The following is a 21,538-nucleotide window of genomic DNA, read 5'->3' on the forward strand; positions in this document are numbered from 1 at the left end:
GATGGCGACGGAGACGCCGGAGTCGGAGTCGACCGATCCACCGACGATCGATCCGGGGGCGCTCGCGGCGGCCGACCTCGACCTGCCGGACGACGCGAGCGACGACGAGGCGGCCGCCATCGTCGCGGCCGTCGCCGCTCACCTGCGAGACCGCGAAGCGGCCGCGGCCGCGGCCGCCGCGGACGACGACGCCGGCTGGACCGGCAAGCGCTGGGCGTTCGCCGGCCGGCTGGAGTCGGTTCGCGGCCACCGCGGCCGGGTTCCGACGGGTGCGCCGACCGACCCGTGGGCCGCCGCGGGCCGAAACGACCGGTTCTAACGCGATTCGACCCGATCGCTGACCCTCGCGCGGTCAGCGTCGCGCCCGCCGACGAGACCAGAACGCCGCCAACAGGACGCCGAGCACGACCGCTCCGAGCGGTGCGGGCACGTCGTCGTCGGCGTCGTCACCGGACGATTCCGGGTCGGCTCCCGCTTCGCCGCCCGCGTCGCCACCATCACCCGCGTCCGTTCCGCCGTCCCCGTCGTCGCCTCCGTTGTCCGCGTCGCCTTCATCGTCCGCGTTGCTTCCATCGTCCCCGTCGCTCCCGTCGTCATCCGACTCCGTCGAATCGGTGTCGGCGAACGGGTCCTCCACGAACGCCGGTTCCACGGAGTCGCCGCCACCGGCGATGTGGAGATCGGCCCACATCGTGGGTGTCGGCTGCGAGTACTGGCTACGAGTCGGGTACACGCCGGTTCGATCGGTCGTAAGCCGCGCCGTGGCCGCGTCGGCGTCCTCGCTCACCTCGACGGTGACCGTCGCGACGGTCGCCGTCCCGATCACGCCGAACTCGGGGTTGACGAGCGACTGTTCGAACAGCGCCGCGCCGTTCTCGTCGGCGAACACGGTCCGCTCGCGGACCGTCGTGTCCGACTGTCCCTCGCCGATCTGGTCGCCGTCCGGCGCGTCCTCGAACCAGTTGTTGGGCTCGACATGCGTCACCGTGAGGTGCTCGGACGGGTAGTCGATCTGGAGCTCGATGGATCCGACGCCCTGACCGGCGAACCCGTGGCTTCGGAGCGTCACGTCCATCTCGACGGTGTCGCCCGGGTCGACCGACAGCTCGTCCGGTTCGAACTCCAGCACTGCAGCGTTGTCCCCGGCGACCGCCCCGCCGGCTCCGAGCGCGACTCCGACGAGCGCGACGACGAGCGCGAGCAGGACGGCGGCCGAGACGAAACGGACCCCTCGCCGTCCGTCTCGGATTCCAAACCGGGTCGTCTCGTCGTCCGTCATGGGAGCTCGATCGTGTAGGTGGCGGTTCCGGGCTCGTTGAACGCGGTGTCGTAGCCGGCGTGTCTGGAGACGTTGGGGATAGTCTCGACGGTCACCGACAGGGCCTCGCCGCCCGACAGGTCGTCGATCGGCGTCCCGTAGTGATACCCCACCTCGTGGTCGAGCGTGTCCCGAAGCGACCCCTCGGCGACCACCTCGCCGTCGCGTTCGATCTCGTAGCCGAGCGCCATCGACGGGAGCATCAGCCGGTTGTACGGCGTTCGGGGCGACACCGCGAGGTAGAATTCGTCGCCGTCGACGAACCGCGACCCGCGGTCGACGACCGTGGCCGGGTACAGCGCGTCGGCCACGCTCGGTTCGCCGAGGAGCCGTCCGGGGAGGTCCTCCGCGAGCGGGACCTCGCCTTCGTCGGGGCCACGCTGATACGTCCCGAAGCGATGGTGGCCCTCGCCGACGGACCATCGTTCCTCGCCACGGTGGTCGTGACCACTGTGACCGTTGTGGCCGTTATGCCCGTCGTCGGCATCGCCGTTGTCGTGCTCGTCGTCGCCATCGTGACCGTCGTCACCGTGACCGTCGTGGCCGTCGTCGCCGTGATGGTCCCCATCGCCGTGTCCGCCGGCCATGTGGTTCGCGAGCGCGCCGTGTCGCCCCCAGTGCTCCTCGTCCAAGTAGTGGATCCCGCCGACGACTTCGTCGCGGAACGCCTGGTCGAACTCGACGGTGAACGAGCCACGGCCGGGCTCGTCGAACCGCCCGGCGAACTCCCCGGTGAGCCGGGCGTCGATGCTCCCGACCCGGACCTCCACCTCGTAGGTGCCGTTCTCGCCGAGCGGGACGTTGTCACCGACGTGGAACCCCATCTCCTGGGAGATCATCGGCCACGGCGCGTGCGGGGTTTTCGACTCGCCCTCGCGTCCCACGTTCAGCTCTAACCCCGTCTCGGCCGGGAGGACCGCTCCCGTCTCGGGGTCGCGAACGGCCACCATGAGGTGGACATCGTCGTCGCTCCCCGGCTCCGCCGACACGACCTCCCGGCCCGTCACGTTCCAGAACTGATGGGGGTACGTGACCATCGGCTCCACCTCGAACTCGCCCGCGCGGATCGGGTCGAGGTGACGCATCGCCTCGAAGTGTGTCGGTATGTACGTCGCGTCCGGCGGGTCATCGACCGACGGGAGGGAGGGGACCCCGTCCCCGTCGCCACCATCGGACGATCCGTCGCCGTCGTCCGGCTCGCTTCCGTCGTCCGCGGGATCCGGATCGCCGTCGTCGTCGTCGGCACAGCCGGCGAGCGCCGCGGTTCCGAGCGCGACGCCGCCGAGAACGCGTCGTCGAGTCAGGCGGTCGCCGACGGGTGGCCCGGAGGCGTCGCCCGGCCGGCCGTTCGAGTGTCGCGCGCTTCCGTCGTGGTCAGTGTGTTCGGTCGTCATTGGGTGGTGTCATGGCTGCGGATCGGGTAGCGATCGATGCGCCCGCGGCGGGACGAGGTAGTTCCCCCGCCGTCGGACGAACACGTACTGGAGGATCCCGTTGTTCAGCCGGGAGCCGACGCCGCTCTCGTCGGCGAGGTCGGCCCCCGTCATCGCGTCGCGGACGCGGACGAAGTCGGCGATCGACTCCTGCAGGGTGAGGAAATGTAACCCCGTGTGATCGCCGTCAGTCGTCGGGAAATCCCGGCGGAGCAGCGGCGGCGTCCCGTCGTCGTCGCGGGCCCGAGCCGCCTTCTGGGCGTGACCGACGACGCCCTCTTCGCGGGCGTACTCGAGGGCGTCCTCCGGCAGATCGGTGACGCTCGGGGCGGACCCGAGCTTCTCGCCCCACTCGCCGACCCGCTCTTCGGCCGCGTGAGTCGGACTGAACAGCTTGGCGACGCGCTGGTGGTGGTTCTCTTGGTCCCACCACGCGTTCAGCTGGGTCTGCAGCGTCGAGACGTGTTGGGTCGTCCCGTCGGCGAACGGTCCCTCGTCTATCGTCACCCGGTCCTCGGGCGCTTGTGAGCCGGCGAACCCGTTCTTGAACCCCATGAACAGCGGGGCCTCCTCCGGGATCGGCGCGTCGTCGGGGACGCCCTGAACGTCACGCCGCTCCCGTGGCAGTCCGGGCCCGAGGAACCCGGTTCGGCGGTCGACCGGCTCGAACAGGTCGGTCACGTCGGTCACCGACATCCCGTTCGCCGCGGACTCGTCGCCGAACAGCGCCTCCTCCGCCGCGAGCACCGCCTCGGGACTGTCGCTCGCGAAGTGGACGAGCACGTCCGCCGCGTCGAACTCCGGGTCCTCCATCGACGTGAGCGCCGTCGGCTCCGGGAGCTCCACGCCCGCCGGGCCGTCCTCCCCGTTGTCGAACCGATCGAAGTACGCCGGAGCGTAGCCGACGGTGAACAACAGCCCCTCGTTGGACCGCTCGAAGGCGCGTTCGAGATCCGTCAGGGCGTCCTCGAACCGCCGTCGAGCGTCGTCGAGCGCCGCCGTGTCGCCGCCACCGATGACGTCTACGAGGTCGGACGAGACCGAGAGCCCTCGCAGGACGTGGTGTGTCGGGGCGACGACGTTCCCGTTCTCGTCGCGCTCGAGGACGTCGTTCCACGCGTGTTGGCGCGACGGGGCGCCCTCGGGGTCGCCGGTGGGGACGTCGGCGAGGGATCCATCGGCATCGGGGTCGGTACCGTCGCCGCCAGCGTCGAGGCAGGCGCTCAACCCGGCGACACCGCCGAGCGCGACGGCGGCCTTACAGAACTCGCGGCGCGGGACCGTCTCTGGGTCGGGAAGGCTCATTCGTGTCGTGTGTGTTGGTTGGCGTTTGACGGCAAAGAGTACGTCGGCGACGGATCCGAGGGGGTCACCGTTCCGTGGCGACTCGTCGAATCCTCGACGATACGCCAGTTATCCGTCGATCGACTCCTCGTCGTCGTCCGCGCCGTACTCCTTGTAGAGGTACGCCGCACCGGCGACGCCGGCCGCCCCGGCGGCAGGGCCGAACCCGGGGACCTCGTCGTCGACGCTAGCGTCGCCGTTTGAACCCTCGTCCCCGTCGGTGTCGCCGTCCCCGTCGGTGCCGCCGTCCCCGTCGGTGCCGCCGTCCCCGTCGGTGTCGCCGCCTCCACTGCTGCCGTCTCCCTCACCGTCGGTGGATGCGGCCGATCCGTCCGCACCGAGATCGAGCGGGAGCGCGTCGACATCGACCTCCCCTCGCATGACGAAGTAGTCGAACCGCGCGGCCACCGGGAGTTCGAGCGGCTCGGACTCGCCGTCCGGGACGAGGTCGTACCCGTCGCTGTCGGGGTCAAAGCCGCCGAATACCCGGATCGTCGGGTCCGCGGGCCCGGTCGCGAGCGTCTCGAGCTGTCCGGCATCGAACGCGACGTGGACCTCGCCGTCCTCGACATCGACTCCAGCGGCGTCGATCCGGTTCCCGTGCCGGGAAACAGCGTAGAACGTCTGCTCGTGGACGGCAAGCGAGTGCTCCGGCTCCGGGTACGCGAGGACGAGGTCGTGCCCCTCTTCGAAGACGTCGAGCGGCTCGCCCGCGTCCTCGTCGAAGCGATGGATCCGGTTGTGCAGCTTCGGCTGGAGGTAGCCGAGCGCCGCCATGTGGTCGTACACGAGGTTCCCGATGGTGTCGGTCTCCTCGCCGGCTTCGGCCGGCGCGAGGTCCTCGTTCCCGGTCGCCGACTGCCACCGTCCGAAGTTCGGGCCGGAAAGGGTGGCGGTGAACGTGTCGTCGTCGGCGACGGGCTCGCCGTCGACGTGGACGTTCTCGACGACCGGCTCCTCCAGCCCGTACCAGTCGTAGTGGATGTTGTGGACCTGTATCTGTGGCTGTGCGCCGAAGTTCGCGCCGGGAAGCACCGCGACGGCCTCCTCCAGGGTCGCTTTCAGCTCCGCCCCCGTGATCTCGAGCTTCACCGCCGGGTCGGGGAACGGAAGGATCTCGTACACGTCGCCGGCTTCGATCGGCCCCCGTTCGTAGATCCGATTCGACCGGATCCCGCCGCCGTTCTGGATCGCGACGTCGGCGTCGGTTTGCTCGGCCATCGCCTCCGTGACGAGGTTCCCGAACTCGTTTTCGAGGTTGTAGTTGGAGTCGAACCGCGCGTCGAGGTCCTGGCCCGCGTATGCGATCTCCTCCGAGAGCTCCTCGTCGAGGATCGAGTTGTACTCCTCGCGGATCGCCGCCATCGCCTCGTCCGCTTCCAGCTCCATCTCCGCCAGCGAGTAGAGCGTCCGGTCGACGACGCCGCCGTCCGACTCGAGCGTCAGCGTGGCGAGGTGGTCGTACTCGTCGCCGGCGAGCGAGATCGCGGTCCCTTCGATCTCTTGGAGCTCCTCGTCGATCGTCGCGTAGTGGTCGCCGACGATCGCGTCGAGCCCGTCGACCTCCCGTGCGAGCGTCCGTTTCGGCGACTCGCCGCCGAGGTGTGAGCCCGCGACGACGAGGTCGACGCCCTCCTCCTCGCGGAGGCGGTCGATCGCCGCCTGCGTCGACTCGGCCAGATCGAGGTTGACGCCGTCGTCGGGTGCCCAGCCGCGCGGGACGAACCCGAGGAGCCCGACCGACACCCCGCCGACCTCGGTCGTTACCCACTGTTCGGTCTCCGGATACGGACTCTCGCCGTCCTCGGCGGCGAGGTTCGTCGCCAGCCAAGGGAAGTCGCTATCGGCGAACAGCTCCTTCATCCGGTCGTCGCCGAAGTCGTTCTCGTGGTTGCCGACGGCGATCCCGTCGGGCTCCATCTCGTTGAGTGCCTCGACGACGTTCTCGCCCTCGAACCACGACCCGGCGAGCGACGGCGAGAACTCGTCTCCGGCTCCGACGAACAGCGTGTTCTCGTGTTCCGCTTGGAGCTCCTGGATCAGCCACCAGTACTCCGCGATGTTGGCGACGTCGTCCTCGAACCGGCCGTGGAAATGGGTGTCGTGGATGACGGTCACCGTTCCCTCTTGGCCGGCAGCGCTTCCGACGGTTCCCGTTCCCAGCGCGCCGAGCGCGAGTCCGCCGGCGGTCGCGCCGAGCACGGCCCGTCGTCCTTCGTCGATCTCCCCCTGTGTAGGACTCTCTCCCATGTAGAATACTCACGAACGCGGACATATAATAGTTAGTAACGGGGATAAATTGGATTATATATCCATAAACACGGATAAATACCGTTCAACGGGACCCGGTTTCCCCGTCCGAACCCTGGCGGTTCGGGTCGTCGACGGACGGGACCGGTCAGTCGTCGGTCGACGCCTCGTCGCCGTTCGCGCCGTACTTGCTGTAGAGGTACGCGCCCCCGGCGATGCCGGCCGCCCCGGCTGCGGGCCCGAACCCGGGCACGTCGTCCTCGACGCCCTCCTCCTCGTCGTCGTCAGCTGCGGCCTCCTCGCCGTCGTCGTCAGCAGTATCCTCGTCGTCCTCGAGCGCGCCGGCGACGGCCTCCAGATCGGAGTCCGAGACGGACGCTTTCAGCTTGTGGAACTCGTAGCTGGGGTTCACGGGCAGATCGACGTAGCCGTCCCCGTCCTCATAGCCGTAGTAGGCGTCGTCGGGGTCGAAGTGACCGTACACGCGGACGCGTGGGTCATCGACCGCTGCGAGGCCGAGGAGATCATCGGCGTCGAACGTGACGACGACCTCGTCGCCGTCGACCTCGACCGCCGTCGCCTCGGCGACCTCCTGCGTCCGCGAGACCGCACGGAACCCGTCGTCGACGACCACTTCGGCGCCCTCCGGAACCGGGAACGTCGCCGTGACGCTGTTGTCCGCGGCGAGGGCGGCGTCGCCCACGTCCTCGTCCACGCGGACGATGCGGTGTCCCACCGCCGGCGAGACCGTCTCCGTCTCCGCCTCGAGGTAGTCCATGGTGAACGGACCCTGGAACTGCCCGGACTCGACGACGAGCTCGCCCTCCTCCGCGATGGGGCTGCGACCCGCCTCGAAGTCGTTGGTCGCGAGCAGGTACGTCTCGTCCTCGTCGAGCGGCTCGCCGCCGACGAATATCTCGTACACGCCGCCATCCGGGAAGCCGTCGTCCCCCTGCTCCCAGTCGTCGTCGTGGCCGTTCCACTCGTAGGAGAGGCCCGACACCTGGATCGCGGGCTGTGCGCCGAAGTCGTCCGGCATCGCTCGTGTGGCCCACTCCAGGTAGTTCCGGATGGTGGCTCCCTCGACCTCCCACACCTCTATCTCGTTGGGGAACGGGAGGATGTCCATCACGTCGCTGCCGGTGATGTCACCGGGGCCGTAGGTGGCGTTCGAGCGGATGCCGCCCGCGTTCTGTACCGCCACCTCGATCTCACGGTCCACGTCGACGATCCGGTCCACCGACCGCATGATGTCGGTCATCAAGTTCCCCCACGCCGTCTCGTTCTCGTAGTTAGCGAAGGTGGCGTCGAGTTCGACCTCGCTCTCGACGACCGGCTCGCCGAGCCGCTCCTCCAGCTCGTCGAGGTACCCGTCCGCGATCTCGGCGAGCTCCTCGGTCCGCCCGACGTCCTGGACGTCGACCGGCGTGTGGTGGTCCGTCTCCTCGGGGTACGCCTCCTCGTCGAGCGCCGCCGAGTCGTACAGATCGAGCCGCTCCCAGTCGGTCAGCGCCGCGTCGTCGACCTCGAACGTCAGTCGACCGATGTGGTCGAACTCGTCACCGAACTCCGCGATGACGCCGTTCCCGCTCTCGTCGGGCTCGTCGAAGACGATCCCCGAGTGGGAGCCGACGACCGCGTCGACGCCGTCGACGCTCGCGATCGTCGAATGCGCACCGGAGGGGGCGTGGGACGCACAGACGATGAAGTCCGTCTCCGCTTCTAACGCCTCCACGGCGTCTTCCGCGGCCTCCTCGTAGCCGAGCACCTGCCAGTCGTCCGGGTAGTCGGTGATGTCGTGGAACCCGCTCGTTCCCATTCCGAACACGTCGACGGTGTGGTCGGCCGTCTCGACGGTCGTCCAGCGCTCCGCGCCCGGTACCGGGTCGCCGTCGGGCGTGAGCAGGTTGGCGATCACCCACGGGAACGTCGACTCCTCGAAGCGCTCCTCGGCGACCTCGACGCCGAAGTCGAACTCGTGGTTCCCGGCGCCGATCGCGTCGATGTCCGTCTCGTTGAGCGCCTCGATCATGTGTTCGCCCTCGAACTCCAGTCCCAGCACCGAAGGTGCGAGGTCGTCGCCGTTGCCGAGGTAGATGGCGTTCGGGTACTCCGCACGAAGCTCGTCGACGAGCGTCTGGTACCGGGCGATATCGAGGGTCTCGACGTCCGCGTCCTCGAAGCGGCCGTGGAAGTGCGTGTCGTGGATGATCGTTAGCGTGTCCTCGTCGGCCGCGGCCGCGCTCCCGGTCCCCCCGAGTCCGAGCGCGCCGACCGTCAGCCCGCCCGCCGCTCCCGCGAGGAGACGGCGTCGGCGTTCATCAACAGTCCCCGTCGACCGCCGGTCGTTCGACATACGAACTAGTATGAAAGGAGATATTTAAGCGTTCATCTCCCGGATACGTCCCTGTATATATCCCCATCCAACGCTCCTGAACCGGGCGATATCGAGTCGTCGGCGAGCGTGGTGTGGTCGGCGAGCGTGACCCGATCAGTTCGTCTTCCGATCGTTGCCGGTCGACGGCGTCGGGTCGTCCGCCCCCCCATCCGGATCCGTAGTCGATTCCGTCGCATCCGTCGTGTCCGTCTCGGTGCCCCCGCCGAGAGCCCGGTTGAGCACGACCGGGACGACGCCGACGATCCCGAGGAGAACGCCGAGCCGAACGAGCAGCGAGGCGTCCGTCAGCGCCGTCACTCCGAGGTAGACGACCGCCCCGACGATGGCCGACGGCAACACGTACGGGTTTCCTGCGTCCAACATACTCGTTCGTCCCGTCCGGCACCGTCTTAATCGTCCCGTTCGACGGTGTGTCACCGGCCCCCGCGGAGCCCGTTCCGCCCCTTTCGCCCGCCCGGGCGCTCGTTCCGGACCGACAGAATCAGGTAGGACTTGTTAGAAGGGACGTACAGGAATGTTCGACAAAGTCCTAGTCGCCAACCGGGGCGAGATCGCGGTGCGGGTGATGCGTGCCTGCGAGGAGCTGGGCGTCGACACGGTCGCCGTCTACAGCGACGCGGACAAACACGGCGGCCACGTCCGGTACGCGGACGAGGCGTACAACGTCGGGCCGGCGCGGGCGGCCGACTCGTACCTCGACGGCGAGGCGGTCGTCGACGCCGCTCGCGCGGCCGGCGCGGACGCGATCCACCCGGGGTATGGGTTCCTCGCCGAGAACGCCGACTTCGCGGCCCGCGTCGAATCGACCGACGGGATCACGTGGATCGGCCCCGCCAGCGACGCGATGGAACGGCTCGGCGAGAAGACGCACGCCCGCCGCGCGATGGACGCCGCCGACGTGCCGATCGTCCCCGGCACGACGGAGCCCGTCACCGACCCCGAGGCGGTCCGCGAGTTCGGCGAGGAGCACGGCTATCCGGTCGCGATCAAGGCGGAAGGCGGCGGCGGCGGCCGCGGGATGAAGATCGTCGAGTCCGCCGACGAGGCCGAATCGCAGCTCGAATCGGCCAAACGGGAGGGGGAGGCGTACTTCTCGAACGACTCCGTCTACCTCGAACGCTACCTCGAAACCCCCCGACACGTCGAGGTGCAGATCGTCGCCGACGAGGGGGCCGACGGCGAGGGCCCGGCCGACGAGAGCGACGTCGTTCACCTCGGCGAGCGGGACTGCTCGCTCCAGCGCCGCCACCAGAAGGTGATAGAGGAGGGACCGTCCCCCGCGCTCTCCGACGAGTTGCGCGAGCGCATCGGCGAGGCGGCCCGGCGCGGTGTCGCCGCCGCCGATTACACCAACGCGGGCACCGTCGAGTTCCTCGTTGAGGAAGACCCCGACCGCGACCCCGCCGAGCCGCTCGGGCCGGACACGCCGTTCTACTTCCTCGAAGTCAACACCCGGATCCAGGTCGAACACACCGTCACCGAGGAGCTGACCGGGATCGACATCGTCAAAGAGCAGCTCCGGGTCGCGAGCGGCGAGGGGCTCTCCGTCACCCAGTCGGACGTCGAACTGGAGGGCCACGCGATCGAGTTCCGGATCAACGCCGAGAACGCGGCCGAGGAGTTCCAACCCGCCAACGAGGGGAGCCTGGAGACGTACGACCCGCCGGGCGGGATCGGTGTCCGCGTCGACGACGCGCTCCGACAGGGAGACCCGCTCGTCACCGACTACGACTCCATGATCGCGAAGCTGATCGTGTGGGCCGGCGACCGTGAGGAGTGTCTCGCCCGGTCGAAGCGCGCGCTCGCGGAGTACGACGTGGAGGGCGTCGTCACCATCATCCCCTTCCACCGGCTGATGCTCGACGACCAGCGGTTCGTCGACGGCACCCACACGACGAAGTACCTCGACGAGGAGGTCGACCCCGAACGGATCGCCGACGCACAGGCGCGGTGGGGCTCCGAGTCGTCGGCCACCGACGACGACGAGGAGGTCACCGAACGCGAGTTCACCGTCGAGGTGAACGGGAAGCGGTTCGAGGTCGACTTAGAGGAGCGCGGCGCGCCGGCGATCCCGACGCCGGGCGGCTCCGGCGGTCGAACCCAGCGCCCGCCGCAGGCGACCGATGACGGGGACGACGGCGGGTCCAGCAGCGTCGATGTCGCCGAGGGCGGGGAGGCGATCGAGGCGGAGATGCAGGGGACGATCCTCTCCGTCGACGTCGGCGAGGGCGACGAGGTCGCCGCCGGCGACGTGGTCTGCGTCCTCGAAGCGATGAAGATGGAGAACGACGTGGTGGCCGAGCGCGGCGGCACGGTCGCGGGCGTCCACGTCGGCGAGGGCGACAGCGTCGACATGGGCGACGTGCTCGTCGTTCTGGAGTGAGCGGAGCAACCGCGACCGAGCGTTCCGTATACGTCGAAACGCGGCAGTTGCCGCGCCACTTATATACGGTTTTACGACGGTTGCCGCGCTATTTATACCTGCATCCGGCGGAGTCCGCTGCCGATCGCGTTTTCGATAGACGCTATCAGGGTTGGTATGCCTATACATCACACACCGACTGAATCTATTTATTTACTGCCACCCGATCACGGCCAATGCCCGGGCCAGTGTTCCTCGATGGCGACGAGGTCGCACTCCGAACGATCGAGGAGGAGGACCTCGAGTTCCTCCAGAAACACATCAACGACTCCTCCGTCTGGCGGGCCATCGGGTCGTCGGACCCGGTCAACGGGCCGCAGGAGCGGGAGTTCTTCGAGGACGTCGTCTGTGACGGCGACGGCGTCCACCTCCTCGTCGCCGTCGACGGCGCGCCGGCGGGGACGGTGGGCCTCTCGCCGACCCCGGACGAGGCGGACGCCATGGAGCTCGGCTACTGGATCGCCGAGGGGTTCCGTCGGCAGGGCCACGGTCGGGAGGCGGCCAGGCTCCTGACGAACTACGGCTTCCGACAGCGCGGCCTCCACCGGATCGCTGCCCGCGTGTTCGCGTTCAACGACGCCTCGCAGGCGCTGCTCGAATCACTCGGCTACGTCCGCGAGGGGACGAGTCGCGAGGCGGTGTTCGTCGACGGCCGATACTGGGACGTCCACTGGTACGGCGTGCTCGAATCCGAGTGGGGCGACGCGGGACGCTGAACCGACGGCGTCGCGACGACCCTGCCGACCGACGGTGTTTAACCGACCGCCCGAGAACGGCGACCCATGGAGCCGGTCGACGACTGGCGCGCGACGCTCGCCGAGTCCGGGGAGCTGTCCGGGCCGATCGCCGCCGCCATCGTCGCCGAGCACGGCGATCGCGGGAAGCGCGCGATCGAGGCGGTCGGCGACCGGCGAGTGAAACGGTACCGCGATTTCACGGTCGTCGTCGGGTACGACGACGAGTACGTCGTCGAGGAGGGGGAGTGTACCTGTGCGGACGCGACGTACAACCTCGATAGCGACGACCCGAGCGAGCGCTGCTGGCACGCCATCGCGGTCGATGTCGCCGACGCGGTCGACGCCGTCGACCACCACGACATGTGGTACTCGGAGGTCCGTGAGTTCCTCTGAGTCCGTGTTCACCCCGCCGACACGCTGGTTTCGTCGGTTTCACCGTGTACAGTCGGAAACGTTTACAACGGCGGCCGGTTTCGGTACGGTATGGCGGACTGTCCACTCGCCGACGACTGCCCCAGCTTCGACGAACGGATCCAGGGCATGGGATGTCAACACTACGGCAACAAGGGGGGTGCCGAGTGGTGTAACCACTACGACATGCCGATCTACGAGCTCAAACAGCAGCCGGTCCAGCCGGGTGAGGAGGTCGTCGTCGAGGTCGACGACATCCACGAGAGCGGGGCCGGCGTCGGCCGTACTGACGACGGGTTCATCGTCCTTGTCGACGGGCTGCTTCCGCCGGCGCGCGCCGAGGTCCGGATCCATCGCGTAAAATCGAGCCACGCGACCGCCCAGGAGGTCGTCGAGCGTCTTCCGGAGGACGGCGACGAGGACGACGAGAGCGAGGGCGGCGAAGCGGACGCCGACGCCGACGACGGGGACGGCGAAGCGGACGCCGCCGACGGAGACGACGAGAGCGATCGTCGCCGCGACCGTCCCGACCGAGAGCGGCTCGGCAGCCGCGAGAACTTCTGGGGCAAGTGAGGCGTATCGGGGCCGACTCGCCCCACGGACAGTCCTGACACCGCCGTGCCCGACGGGAACCGCCGTTTTTTCACCGACCGTCCCGTCGTACGTGTATGGTCGCGAACGACGACGGGTCCGGGGGTCCCGCCGCGGACGACGCCGACGAGACGGTCGACGCCGACGAGCTGTTGGGGCGTGCCGGGTTCGACGCCGACACCGGTGTGCTCACGCAGCGACAGGCCGAGGTGCTCGCGCTCCGCGAACAGGGCTTACGCCAGTCCGACATCGCCGAGCGGCTCGGCACCTCCCGGGCGAACGTCTCCAGCGTCGAGGCGAGCGCGCGTGACAATATCGAGCGTGCTCGCGAGACGGTCGCGTTCGCCGAGGCGCTCGCCTCCCCGGTCCGCGTGGAGATCCCTGCCGGAACCGACCTCTATGACGCTCCGAAACGGGTGTATGACGCCTGCGACGAGGCGGGCGTGAAAGTCAACGAGACCGCCCCGGACCTGATGAAGACGATCGGCGACCGCGCCGGCGACGCGGTCCACGGTCGGGAGGTCCGCGAGCGACTGTTCGTGACGGTCGCGGCGGACGGAGGGATACGGGTACGTAGCCCCTCGCCGTGACTGTCAACCGCCCGCCGTGATCGTCGACGCCTCCATTCTCACCCGAGGCCGGACTCCTGTCTCAGCAGCACTACCATCGAGAGCGCCGAGACCACCACGAGGATGAGTGCGGGGATCGCCGCGTACTGGTAGTACAGTGTCTCGTGGGCGGCCCACACGATCGTCACCAGCGTGTCGACGCCGCTGGGCTGTAACAAAAGCGTCGCGGGCAGCTCCTTCATCGTCGTCAGGAACACCAACACGCCTCCGGCGACGATCCCCGGGAGGATGAGCGGGAGCGTCACCTTCCGGAACGTCTCGACCCGCCCGGCGTTCAGCGTGCGAGCGGCCTCGACGAGCCGGTCATCGACCTGTAACACGGCCGAGCGCGTCGTCCCGACGACTTGCGGGAGGAACCGGACGACGTACGCGAACACGAGGAGGGGGACCGTCCGGTACGCCCAGGGGGCGTAGTTCGAGCCGAAGAAGACCAGCGCCAGCCCGATGACGACGCCGGGGACCGCGAAGCCGACGTACGTCGCGCGCTCGAACAGCCGGGAGAGCCGGGAGTCGGAGCGCGCCGACTGGTACGCCACCGGGATCGCGAGCAGGCAGGCGACGGCGGCCGCCATCGTCGCGAGGAAGACGGAGTTGAGCGCGAACCCGAGCTCGAACGCGAGCGAGGGTATCTCCCCCGACGGTCCGCGAAGCGCCCACACGCCGAAGATCGCGACGGGGACGACGAGCGTGACGACGCCGATCGCGGCGATCCCCGCCATCGCGGGCCACTTCCAGCGGCCGAGTCGGATCCGGGCGGTCCGGCCGCCGCCCGACGACCCCTCGTCGCGGCCGACCCGCGCCTCGATCAGCAGGATGACTGCGGTGACCGCCAACAGCTGCAAGGAGAGCAGCGCGGCGTACTCGACGTTGAACGCGCCGGACTCGACATAGATCTCGTAGGTGAAGACGCTCACCCGCATGAACGCCGGGGTTCCGAAGTCCGACACCGCGTACAGGGCGACGAGGAGCGCGCCGGCGGCGATCGCGGGTCGGATCTGCGGGAGGACGACGCGCCGATACGCCGCGATCGGCGCGACGTTGAGGCTGCGCGCCGCTTCGACGAGCGCCATGTCGAGCGACAACAGGGCGGCCCGCGTCGACAGGAACACGTACGGGTAGGTGTACAGCGTGATGACGAGCACGGCACCCCAGAACCCGTCGATGGTGGGGAGCGGGATCCCGAGTGCGGTGCTCAGCTCCCCGCCCCGGCCGAACGTTCGGACGAACGCGAACGCCCCGATGTAGCTCGGGATCACGAGCGGCAACGCCGCGACGATCGTCCAGAACCGGCCGTACGGGAGGTCTGTCCCCGTCGTCACGACTGCCAACGGGACGCCGATGGCGACCGAGAGCACGGTGACGGCGAGCATCAGCCCGACGCTGTTGGCGAGGATCTCCGCGGTGCGCGCCGAGAACACGAGCGAGACCGCGCGCTCGGGCGACGCCACCTCCGACGCGCGGAGGAACAGCCAGAACAGCGGCGACGTCACGAGCACGGCGATGACGCCGCTCAAGAGCAGGAGGCCGAGCGAGGAGTAGTCGTCCGCCTCCTCCGGGCTCGTGGACTCATCGCGGAGCGTCTCGAACACGACTTCTCGGATCACGGTTCGTCTCGCGCGATATACGGCTTCTGGAACGAGCGTCGAAGGAGTCGAATGGGGTAGTTTACACCGTCATCCCTTCCTCGCGGAGCAGGTCGACCGCCTGCTCGACGTTCGCGAGGGCGTTCAGGTCGAACTCTGGCGGGTTGATCTCCGCGAGCGTCGGGAGGTCGCCGACGTACTCGACGCCGTCGAGGACGGGATACTCCCCGTTCGTCTCCACGAAGAACTCCTGTCCCTCGGCCGCGAGGACGTGCCGGGTGAACTCCGCCGCGAGGTTCGGCTTGTCGGCGTCCTCGAGGATCCCGACCCCCGAGACGTTGAACAGACACCCGGCGTCGCCGGAGGTAAACGCCACGTCGAGCGGGGAGTCGGGATCGTTCTCCACTATCCGACCGGCGTAGTACTGATTGCCGAGCGCGACCGCCTGGTTTCCGGCCGCCACCTCCTCGGCCTGCTGCGAGCCGCTGGAGTACAGCGTCGCGTCTTGGTCTTCCACCATCGAGCGGACCCACTCGCGGGTCGCCTGCTCGCCTTCCATCTCGATCATGGCGACGATGAACGACCGGAACGTCCCGGAGTTCGGACGGGTGGAGATGATCCCCTCGAACCGGTCGTCCTCGGCGTACGCGAAGATATCGTCCGGTAGGGCGTCCGCGCCGCCCTCCCACAGCTCCGTGTTGTACAGGATCGCTCGCACACGACCGGAGGCACCGGTCCACGTCCCGTCGGGGTCGCTGTAGTTGTCGTCGACGGCGTCGATCACGTCCTCCGGCAGCGTCCGGACGAGGCCGTCCTGTTTGAGCGCGGCGAGCGCGCCGGACGACTGAGTGTAGAACACGTCGGGGCGGGTGTCGGCGGTCTCCTCGTTGATCTTGTTGAGCTGGGTGGAGTTGTCGTCGAAATCGCTGTCGATGGTGAACTCGTCGTACCGCTCCTCGATGGCGGCGAACAGCGGGTCGATCTGGTCTCTGGTACGTCCGGAGTACACCGTGAGCTCGCCCTCGAGGTCACCGAGGTCGTCCCACGAGACGGCGGATGGTTCGAGCGCGGCACCCTGCGGACCGTAGTCGTCGAATGGGTCGCCGTCCCCACCTCCGAAGCCGGCACAGCCGGCGAGCGCGAGCGTGCCGGCCGCACCGAGGCTTCCGAGGAACGACCGACGGTCCGTGATCGAGGCAGCGTTGCGACCGCGGGAGTCGTGTGCCATATTTGTTTTAGGCCGACCTAAAACAAATAAGCATTCCGATTTAGGCTGGCCAAAAAGACGTACTCACGGCTCGTCGAAGCCGAAATAAATACGTTTCGTGTCGGGTCGGCATCGATCGCCGGCTACGCGTCGGTACTCGCGTCCTCGAGCCGTTCGGCCACGCCGACGAGTGTCGACCCCGCGGTAACCGTCGACTCGCGCGCGACCGAGTAGACGATCCCGTCGCGGTCGGCCACGGCGGTCTGGAGCGTCTCGAACGTCGTCGGGTCGTACACCTCGCCGAGCCGGTCGCCGTCCGCGACCTCGTCTCCGATATCGAGGTCCGGTCGCGGTCGGAACAGCCCCGAGTCCGCGGCGGTTACGCGGCCGAGGTGGTTGCGGGCGACGGTTCCGTCCCACGGTTCGGGGTCGCCGGCGAGGAGCCCCTCCGAACGTAGAACCCCGATCATCCCGTCGACGCCGGCCTCGACCGCCGACTCGACGATCTCACGGCTGTGCGCGAGCTCCGGCGTGATCGTCGGGATCCCCTCCCGGGTGGCCGCGACCCGGAGCTTGCCCGCGAACCCGCGCTCGGCCCACTCCGTGTCCGCATCGTCGCCGGCCGATTCGGCGAGCAACAGGTTCGTGCCGAACGCTTCCGCGAGCCGCCGACACTCCTCGTCACCGCGCATATAGACCGTGTGCGTGAGCATCGACGGCGACCCGGTGTGGAGGTCGACGACGGCGTCGGCGTCGCTCACGAACGACCAGAGTCGCGCGGCCATCCGCTCGTGGAGGGTGCCCTCGGGATCGCCGGGCCAACAACGGTTCATGTTCGAGTGCACCGAGTCCAGCGCCTCCGGCGTCGTGTACGAGACGTGATCGAAGGTGAGCGGGTCGGCGACGGGGACGGTCACGAGCGTGCCGGCGAGGTCGTCAAGCGCGTCCGAGCCGCCGGGATCGTCGTCCGCGTCCATGTGTCGATCGTGGAGCCGTCGGAGGACCGCTGTACCGTTCACCTCTCGCCCGTGTTGGGCGGCCTGCGCGTACACCACGGGGCCACCGTCGTCCGGAGTCACCAGCCGGGGGCCGGATCCAGGGTCGTCGACGAGATGCCCCTCCCCGTACACGTGGACGGTCGTGCGGATCGGAACGCCTGACGGGAGCCGCGCGAGGACGAGGTCGCGACTGTCGTGCATACCGCCGTTTCGGTCCCGAACGACGTTATACCTCGGGGTGATCCGGCCGCTCGGTGGTCGAGCCGTCCGCTCCCGATCACGGACGCTAAGTCGGTGGCCGACGAAGCTCCGGGCGAGAATGCGGGTCACCCTGCTGGGAACCGGCGATACGACTGGAACGCCGACCGTCGGTTGCGACTGTGCGACGTGTATCGAGGCGCGCGACCGCGGCGTGTCACGCTCGCGCTTTTCGGTCCACGTCGCCAACGAGCGCACGGGCGACTCGCTGCTCGTCGATTTCAGCCCGGACTTCCGGAGCCAGTTCCTCGCGAACGACGTCCCGCTCCCCGACGCCGGTGTCGTGACACACATCCACTTCGATCACCTCGACGGCCTCGGCAACGTCTACCGGCTGGTGGACGGCCTCCCCGTCCACGCGCCGAGCGAAACCGACCCGGCCACCGACGAGAGCGTCGCCGAGACGATCCGCGACAAGTACGACTACTTGGAGGACCGGATCGGCGTCCACGCCCGGGACCCGTTCGAGCCGTTCGAGTCCTGTGGGTTCGAGCTCCGATTCGTCCCCGTCGATCACCCGCCGCTGCTCTGTTTCGGGCTCGTCGTCGAGGACCCGGAAACGGGCGCGAAGCTCTCGCTCACCGGCGATACGAGCTACGACATCCCCGACCGATCGCGGGAGACGCTCGCGGACCCCGACCTCCTCCTCGCCGACGCCATCGTCCCCGCCTCGCTCTGCGAGTACCACCCGATCGGCGGGCGCCACGAGGGGCCGGACGGGATCCCCCGCACGTTCGGGTCGAAACACATGACTCGAGAGGGGGCGCTCGCGCTCGCCGACGAGCTACGCGCCGATCGGACGCGGCTCGTCCACCTCGCACACTACTACCCGCCCGACGAGGCGTTCGCGGAGCCGCTGGCGGTCGACGGGGAAGTCTACGAGCTGTGACCGGGTGATGCCATCACTCGTACTCGCTCCCCACCACTTCCCGGATCCGCTCGGCCGTCACCGACCCGACGCCGTCGACCTCCAGTAGATCCGTTTTTTCGGCGGTCATCACGGCCTCCACGCTGCCGAAGTGTTCCAACAGGCTCCGAGCGGTGATGGGGCCGATGTCGGCGATGGAGGAGACGACGTACTCCTGTTGTTCCGCGCGGGTCTTCGTCGTCTTCTCGCCGTGGACGCTCACCTCGCGGTCGCGCGTCTCCTGCTCGCGGCGCGCGATCGTCGCCAGCAGCTCGGTCGTGTCCGTCTCGCCCTCCGTTCGGAGGACGCTGATCCCGAAATCGACCGCGAGTGACGCGAGCGCACCACGGATCGCGTTCGGGTCGATGTCCCGCTGTCCGTAGAGGTTCGTCCCTTCGACGATCAGGACGGGTCGTGCGTACGCCCGCGACAGCTCGCCGACCTGCTGGAACAGCGATCGGTCGGCGTCGAGCATCGAGTCGACGAAGTCGGCGGCCGACTTCCGCTCGACGGCGACCCGGTCCGAGAGCACGTAGTCGCCGACCGCGAGGGTTTCGAGCCGGGTGACCAGCCCCTCGCGCGTCGAGAGCGACTTGGCGATCGAGGAGTCGAGCTCGCGCTGGTCGACCACGACCTCGACCCCGTCTTCGACGCCCGCGGTCGCGACGACACCGTCGCTCGCCTCGTCGGCGTCCGTCGCGGTCTCCTCGGCGGAATCGCTCTCGTCGTCGTCCCCGGCCGCCGCGCTCGCGGCACCGTCGCCCTCCGTTCCCTCGTCGTCGCTCGCGCCCGCCTCCGCCGCGAAGTCCGTCAGTCCCGCGTCGGTCGCGTCGTCGTCGGCCGCGTCTCCGGTCGTCCCCTCGTCGTTGCCGTCCGAGGTGGGTGTGCCCCCGTCCGTTCCGTCTCCGCCCGCGAACGCGCCGAGATCGGACTGCCCCCCGCCCGTCACCGACGCTTCGATGTCGTCGGTCGCGCTCTTGAGCGCGGACAGCTCCTGTTCCATCTTCTTCTCGCGACGCCGCGAGATCCAGAAGAACGCCTCGTCGCGGGTGTCCTCGGCCATGAGCACGACGACCTGTCCCTCGGCCTGTCGGCCGGTCCGACCCTTCCGCTGGATCGAGCGGATCGCGGTCGGAACCGGCTCGTAGAAACAGACGAGGTCCACCTCTGGGACGTCTAACCCCTCCTCGGCGACGCTCGTCGAAACGAGCACCTCGAACTCGCCGTTCTTGAACGCCTGTAAGCGCTCCTGCTGCTGTTTCTGGCTCATCCCGTCGGAGCCCTCCTTGTCGCCCTGCCCGACGAACTTCCGGACGTCGAAGCTCGTCTCGAGGAACTCGACCAACGCCTCCGCGGTGTCCCGCGACTCCGTGAAGAGGATCGCCCGTTCCCCCTCGTTGATCCCGAGCGTCTCCGCGAGCAGGATCCGGGCCTGCGAGAACTTGGGGTGGAGCCCGTCGAACGACTCCGCCTTCCGCATCGCCTCGCGAACCTTGGGGTCCGCGATCATCCGCTGGCTCGCCTTCGACGCCCCCGACGATCGGGCCGCCTCGCGCTGTCGCTCGAAGTATCGCCGGACGGACTCGACCGACTGGGTCTCGACGAGCTCGGTCGCGCGGCGGAGCTTCATCACCTCCGCGTGGGTGCTCATCCCCTTGTAGCCGTCCGACTGGTCGTTGTCCATCATCCGCTTCAGCTTGCCGCGCATCTCGTTGAGGTCGCGCTGGGAGAGGTCGGGGTTCGTCGTGTTCGTCACGCCGAGCTGTTTGAGCTTCTCCAGTCGGTCGGTGATCACCTCGTTGAGCGCGTCGCGGATCGCGAGCACCTCGTCGGGCAGGGTGACCTGCTCCCAGCGAACGTCCGTATCGTGGGTGTACTCGTCGACGTCGGCGTCGTCCTCGGTCATCACCTCGACGTTGCGGATCCCGAGGTTCTCACACACCGTCTCGATCTCCTCGGTGTCGCCGCCGGGCGACGCAGACATTCCGGTCACGAGCGGGTCGGCGGCGTCGGCGTGGTAGCGCTCCGCGATGTACACGTAGGCGTAGTCGCCGGTCGCGCGGTGACACTCGTCGAAGGTGAGGTGCGTGACCTCGCGCAGGGAGATACGGTTGCCAACGAGGTCGTTCTCGACGACTTGTGGGGTCGCGATCACGATCCGCGCGTCCCCGAAGACGGCCGCGCGGTCGTCGGGTTTCACGTCGCCGGTGAACACGACGATCTCGTCGTCCGGGATCGTCATCGCCTCGCGGTAGAACTCCGCGTGCTGCTGGACGAGCGGTTTCGTCGGGGCCAGAAACAGCGCGGTTCCGCCGGCCTCGTGGAGCCGTCTCGCGGTGACGAGCAGGCTCACCGTCGTCTTGCCGAGGCCGGTCGGGAGGCACACCAGGGTGTGGTCGTCGATCGCGGCGTCCGCGAGCTGTAGCTGGTAGCGGCGGGACTGGAGGAAGTCGTCGACGAGCAACGGGTGGTTGATCCCAGTGACCTCGGTCGCCATCGGCGGGGATTCGCCGTCGTCGGCCTAAAGGCTTCGTGAAGCGGGGTGAAAGTGGTACGGATGGTGACCTGACGCGGACTGAATGGGCGGTTATACGTGCGAGAACCGACTGTTCGGGGGTCGATCGCGCCGGCCGGGTGGCCCTCATCCCGACCGGCATCGCGTGAACGACCGATACCGGTCGTCAGTTATCGGCCGTCACCCGCCGCGTGCGTCGTGGCCGTCACCCGCCGCGTGCGTCGTGGCCGTCACCCGCCGCGTGCGTCGTGACCGTCACGACCGTCACGACCGAGATCGTCGGGCACGTCCTCGTCAACCAACTCGGCCCACTCTACGAGCCGGTCTCCGGATGGTGTACGTGCGCTCATCACACGGCTGATCTCCGGGATAGGTAATAATTGTTACTCCGATTCTATCACGCCGTCAATCGCTCGGCTCACACCGCATGCGACCTCGTTCGTGTCGTTCTCGTCGCTCTACGGCCTCCCTCCGTCCTCGGCCGTGCCGACAACACGCGCCGACGACACGCGTTCCTTTTACGGCTCACGTGCGTCC

17 protein-coding genes are annotated in these 21,538 nt (G+C 68.6%); 7 read left to right on the plus strand and 10 right to left on the minus strand.

From position 1 onward, the window contains the following. Position 1: 1 nt before the first annotated feature. Positions 2-319 (plus strand): hypothetical protein, encoded by a 318-nt coding sequence (locus ACZ5TV_RS08940; RefSeq protein WP_464383716.1) that lies wholly within the window; start codon positions 2-4, stop codon positions 317-319. 33 nt (positions 320-352) lie between these two features. Here ACZ5TV_RS08940 and ACZ5TV_RS08945 read toward each other — a convergent pair whose 3' ends face one another. From ACZ5TV_RS08945 to ACZ5TV_RS08970, 6 genes are all read right to left on the minus strand, one after another. After that, the gene (locus ACZ5TV_RS08945; protein ID WP_464383717.1) at positions 353-1,279 is read right to left on the minus strand and encodes a cohesin domain-containing protein; all 927 of its coding nucleotides are present in this window, start codon (positions 1,277-1,279) and stop codon (positions 353-355) included. Then, positions 1,276-2,712, minus strand: coding sequence for a DUF7350 domain-containing protein (locus tag ACZ5TV_RS08950; protein WP_379780676.1), 1,437 nt, complete (start codon positions 2,710-2,712; stop codon positions 1,276-1,278). The genes ACZ5TV_RS08945 and ACZ5TV_RS08950 overlap by 4 nt, the downstream gene beginning before the upstream one ends. Positions 2,713-2,721: 9 nt before the next feature. Then, the gene (locus ACZ5TV_RS08955; RefSeq protein ID WP_379780678.1) at positions 2,722-4,056 is read right to left on the minus strand and encodes a DUF7405 family protein; all 1,335 of its coding nucleotides are present in this window, start codon (positions 4,054-4,056) and stop codon (positions 2,722-2,724) included. A 108-nt stretch (positions 4,057-4,164) separates the two neighbouring features. Then, positions 4,165-6,345, minus strand: a complete 2,181-nt coding sequence (locus ACZ5TV_RS08960) for a bifunctional metallophosphatase/5'-nucleotidase (RefSeq protein WP_464383718.1) — start codon at positions 6,343-6,345, stop codon at positions 4,165-4,167. 148 nt (positions 6,346-6,493) lie between these two features. Beyond that, the gene (locus tag ACZ5TV_RS08965; RefSeq protein ID WP_379780682.1) at positions 6,494-8,701 is read right to left on the minus strand and encodes a bifunctional metallophosphatase/5'-nucleotidase; all 2,208 of its coding nucleotides are present in this window, start codon (positions 8,699-8,701) and stop codon (positions 6,494-6,496) included. Positions 8,702-8,836: 135 nt separating this feature from the next. Then, on the minus strand, positions 8,837-9,106 hold the full coding sequence (locus ACZ5TV_RS08970; RefSeq protein WP_379780684.1) for a hypothetical protein: 270 nt from the start codon (positions 9,104-9,106) through the stop codon (positions 8,837-8,839). A 151-nt stretch (positions 9,107-9,257) separates the two neighbouring features. Between ACZ5TV_RS08970 and ACZ5TV_RS08975 the strand changes: the two genes are divergently transcribed. The 5 genes from ACZ5TV_RS08975 to ACZ5TV_RS08995 all read left to right on the plus strand — a co-directional run bounded on the left by ACZ5TV_RS08975 (position 9,258) and on the right by ACZ5TV_RS08995 (position 13,494). Then, complete coding sequence (locus tag ACZ5TV_RS08975) at positions 9,258-11,126, plus strand: acetyl-CoA carboxylase biotin carboxylase subunit (protein ID WP_464383719.1); 1,869 nt, start codon at positions 9,258-9,260, stop codon at positions 11,124-11,126. A gap of 215 nt (positions 11,127-11,341) precedes the next feature. Further along, complete coding sequence (locus tag ACZ5TV_RS08980) at positions 11,342-11,881, plus strand: GNAT family N-acetyltransferase (protein ID WP_379780991.1); 540 nt, start codon at positions 11,342-11,344, stop codon at positions 11,879-11,881. 66 nt (positions 11,882-11,947) lie between these two features. Beyond that, a complete protein-coding gene (locus ACZ5TV_RS08985) occupies positions 11,948-12,295 on the plus strand; it encodes a hypothetical protein (RefSeq protein WP_379780989.1) in 348 nt (115 codons plus the stop codon). A 90-nt stretch (positions 12,296-12,385) separates the two neighbouring features. Continuing rightward, positions 12,386-12,886 carry a TRAM domain-containing protein gene (locus tag ACZ5TV_RS08990; RefSeq protein ID WP_464383720.1) on the plus strand — a complete coding sequence of 167 codons (501 nt, stop codon included), beginning with the start codon at positions 12,386-12,388 and terminating at the stop codon, positions 12,884-12,886. Positions 12,887-12,981: 95 nt separating this feature from the next. Beyond that, a complete protein-coding gene (locus ACZ5TV_RS08995) occupies positions 12,982-13,494 on the plus strand; it encodes a Tfx family DNA-binding protein (protein ID WP_379780985.1) in 513 nt (170 codons plus the stop codon). Positions 13,495-13,532: 38 nt separating this feature from the next. Here the strand turns inward: ACZ5TV_RS08995 and ACZ5TV_RS09000 are convergent, their stop codons facing one another. The 3 genes from ACZ5TV_RS09000 to ACZ5TV_RS09010 all read right to left on the minus strand — a co-directional run bounded on the left by ACZ5TV_RS09000 (position 13,533) and on the right by ACZ5TV_RS09010 (position 17,522). Continuing rightward, positions 13,533-15,134, minus strand: coding sequence for an ABC transporter permease (locus ACZ5TV_RS09000; protein WP_379780995.1), 1,602 nt, complete (start codon positions 15,132-15,134; stop codon positions 13,533-13,535). Between the two features lie 64 nt (positions 15,135-15,198). Beyond that, entirely contained in the window at positions 15,199-16,344 is a 1,146-nt protein-coding gene (locus tag ACZ5TV_RS09005; protein WP_379780983.1) for an extracellular solute-binding protein, read from the minus strand. A gap of 122 nt (positions 16,345-16,466) precedes the next feature. Further along, positions 16,467-17,522 (minus strand): succinylglutamate desuccinylase/aspartoacylase family protein, encoded by a 1,056-nt coding sequence (locus ACZ5TV_RS09010; RefSeq protein WP_379780981.1) that lies wholly within the window; start codon positions 17,520-17,522, stop codon positions 16,467-16,469. A gap of 118 nt (positions 17,523-17,640) precedes the next feature. Here ACZ5TV_RS09010 and ACZ5TV_RS09015 point away from each other — a divergent pair, with 118 nt between their 5' ends. Further along, positions 17,641-18,468: an MBL fold metallo-hydrolase gene (locus ACZ5TV_RS09015; protein ID WP_379780979.1), complete on the plus strand. Its 828-nt coding sequence runs from the start codon at positions 17,641-17,643 to the stop codon at positions 18,466-18,468. A gap of 13 nt (positions 18,469-18,481) precedes the next feature. Here ACZ5TV_RS09015 and ACZ5TV_RS09020 read toward each other — a convergent pair whose 3' ends face one another. Further along, positions 18,482-20,983: a DEAD/DEAH box helicase gene (locus ACZ5TV_RS09020; RefSeq protein WP_464383721.1), complete on the minus strand. Its 2,502-nt coding sequence runs from the start codon at positions 20,981-20,983 to the stop codon at positions 18,482-18,484. Positions 20,984-21,538 lie beyond the last annotated feature (555 nt).

The sequence above is a fragment of the Halorubrum tibetense genome (assembly GCF_055396225.1).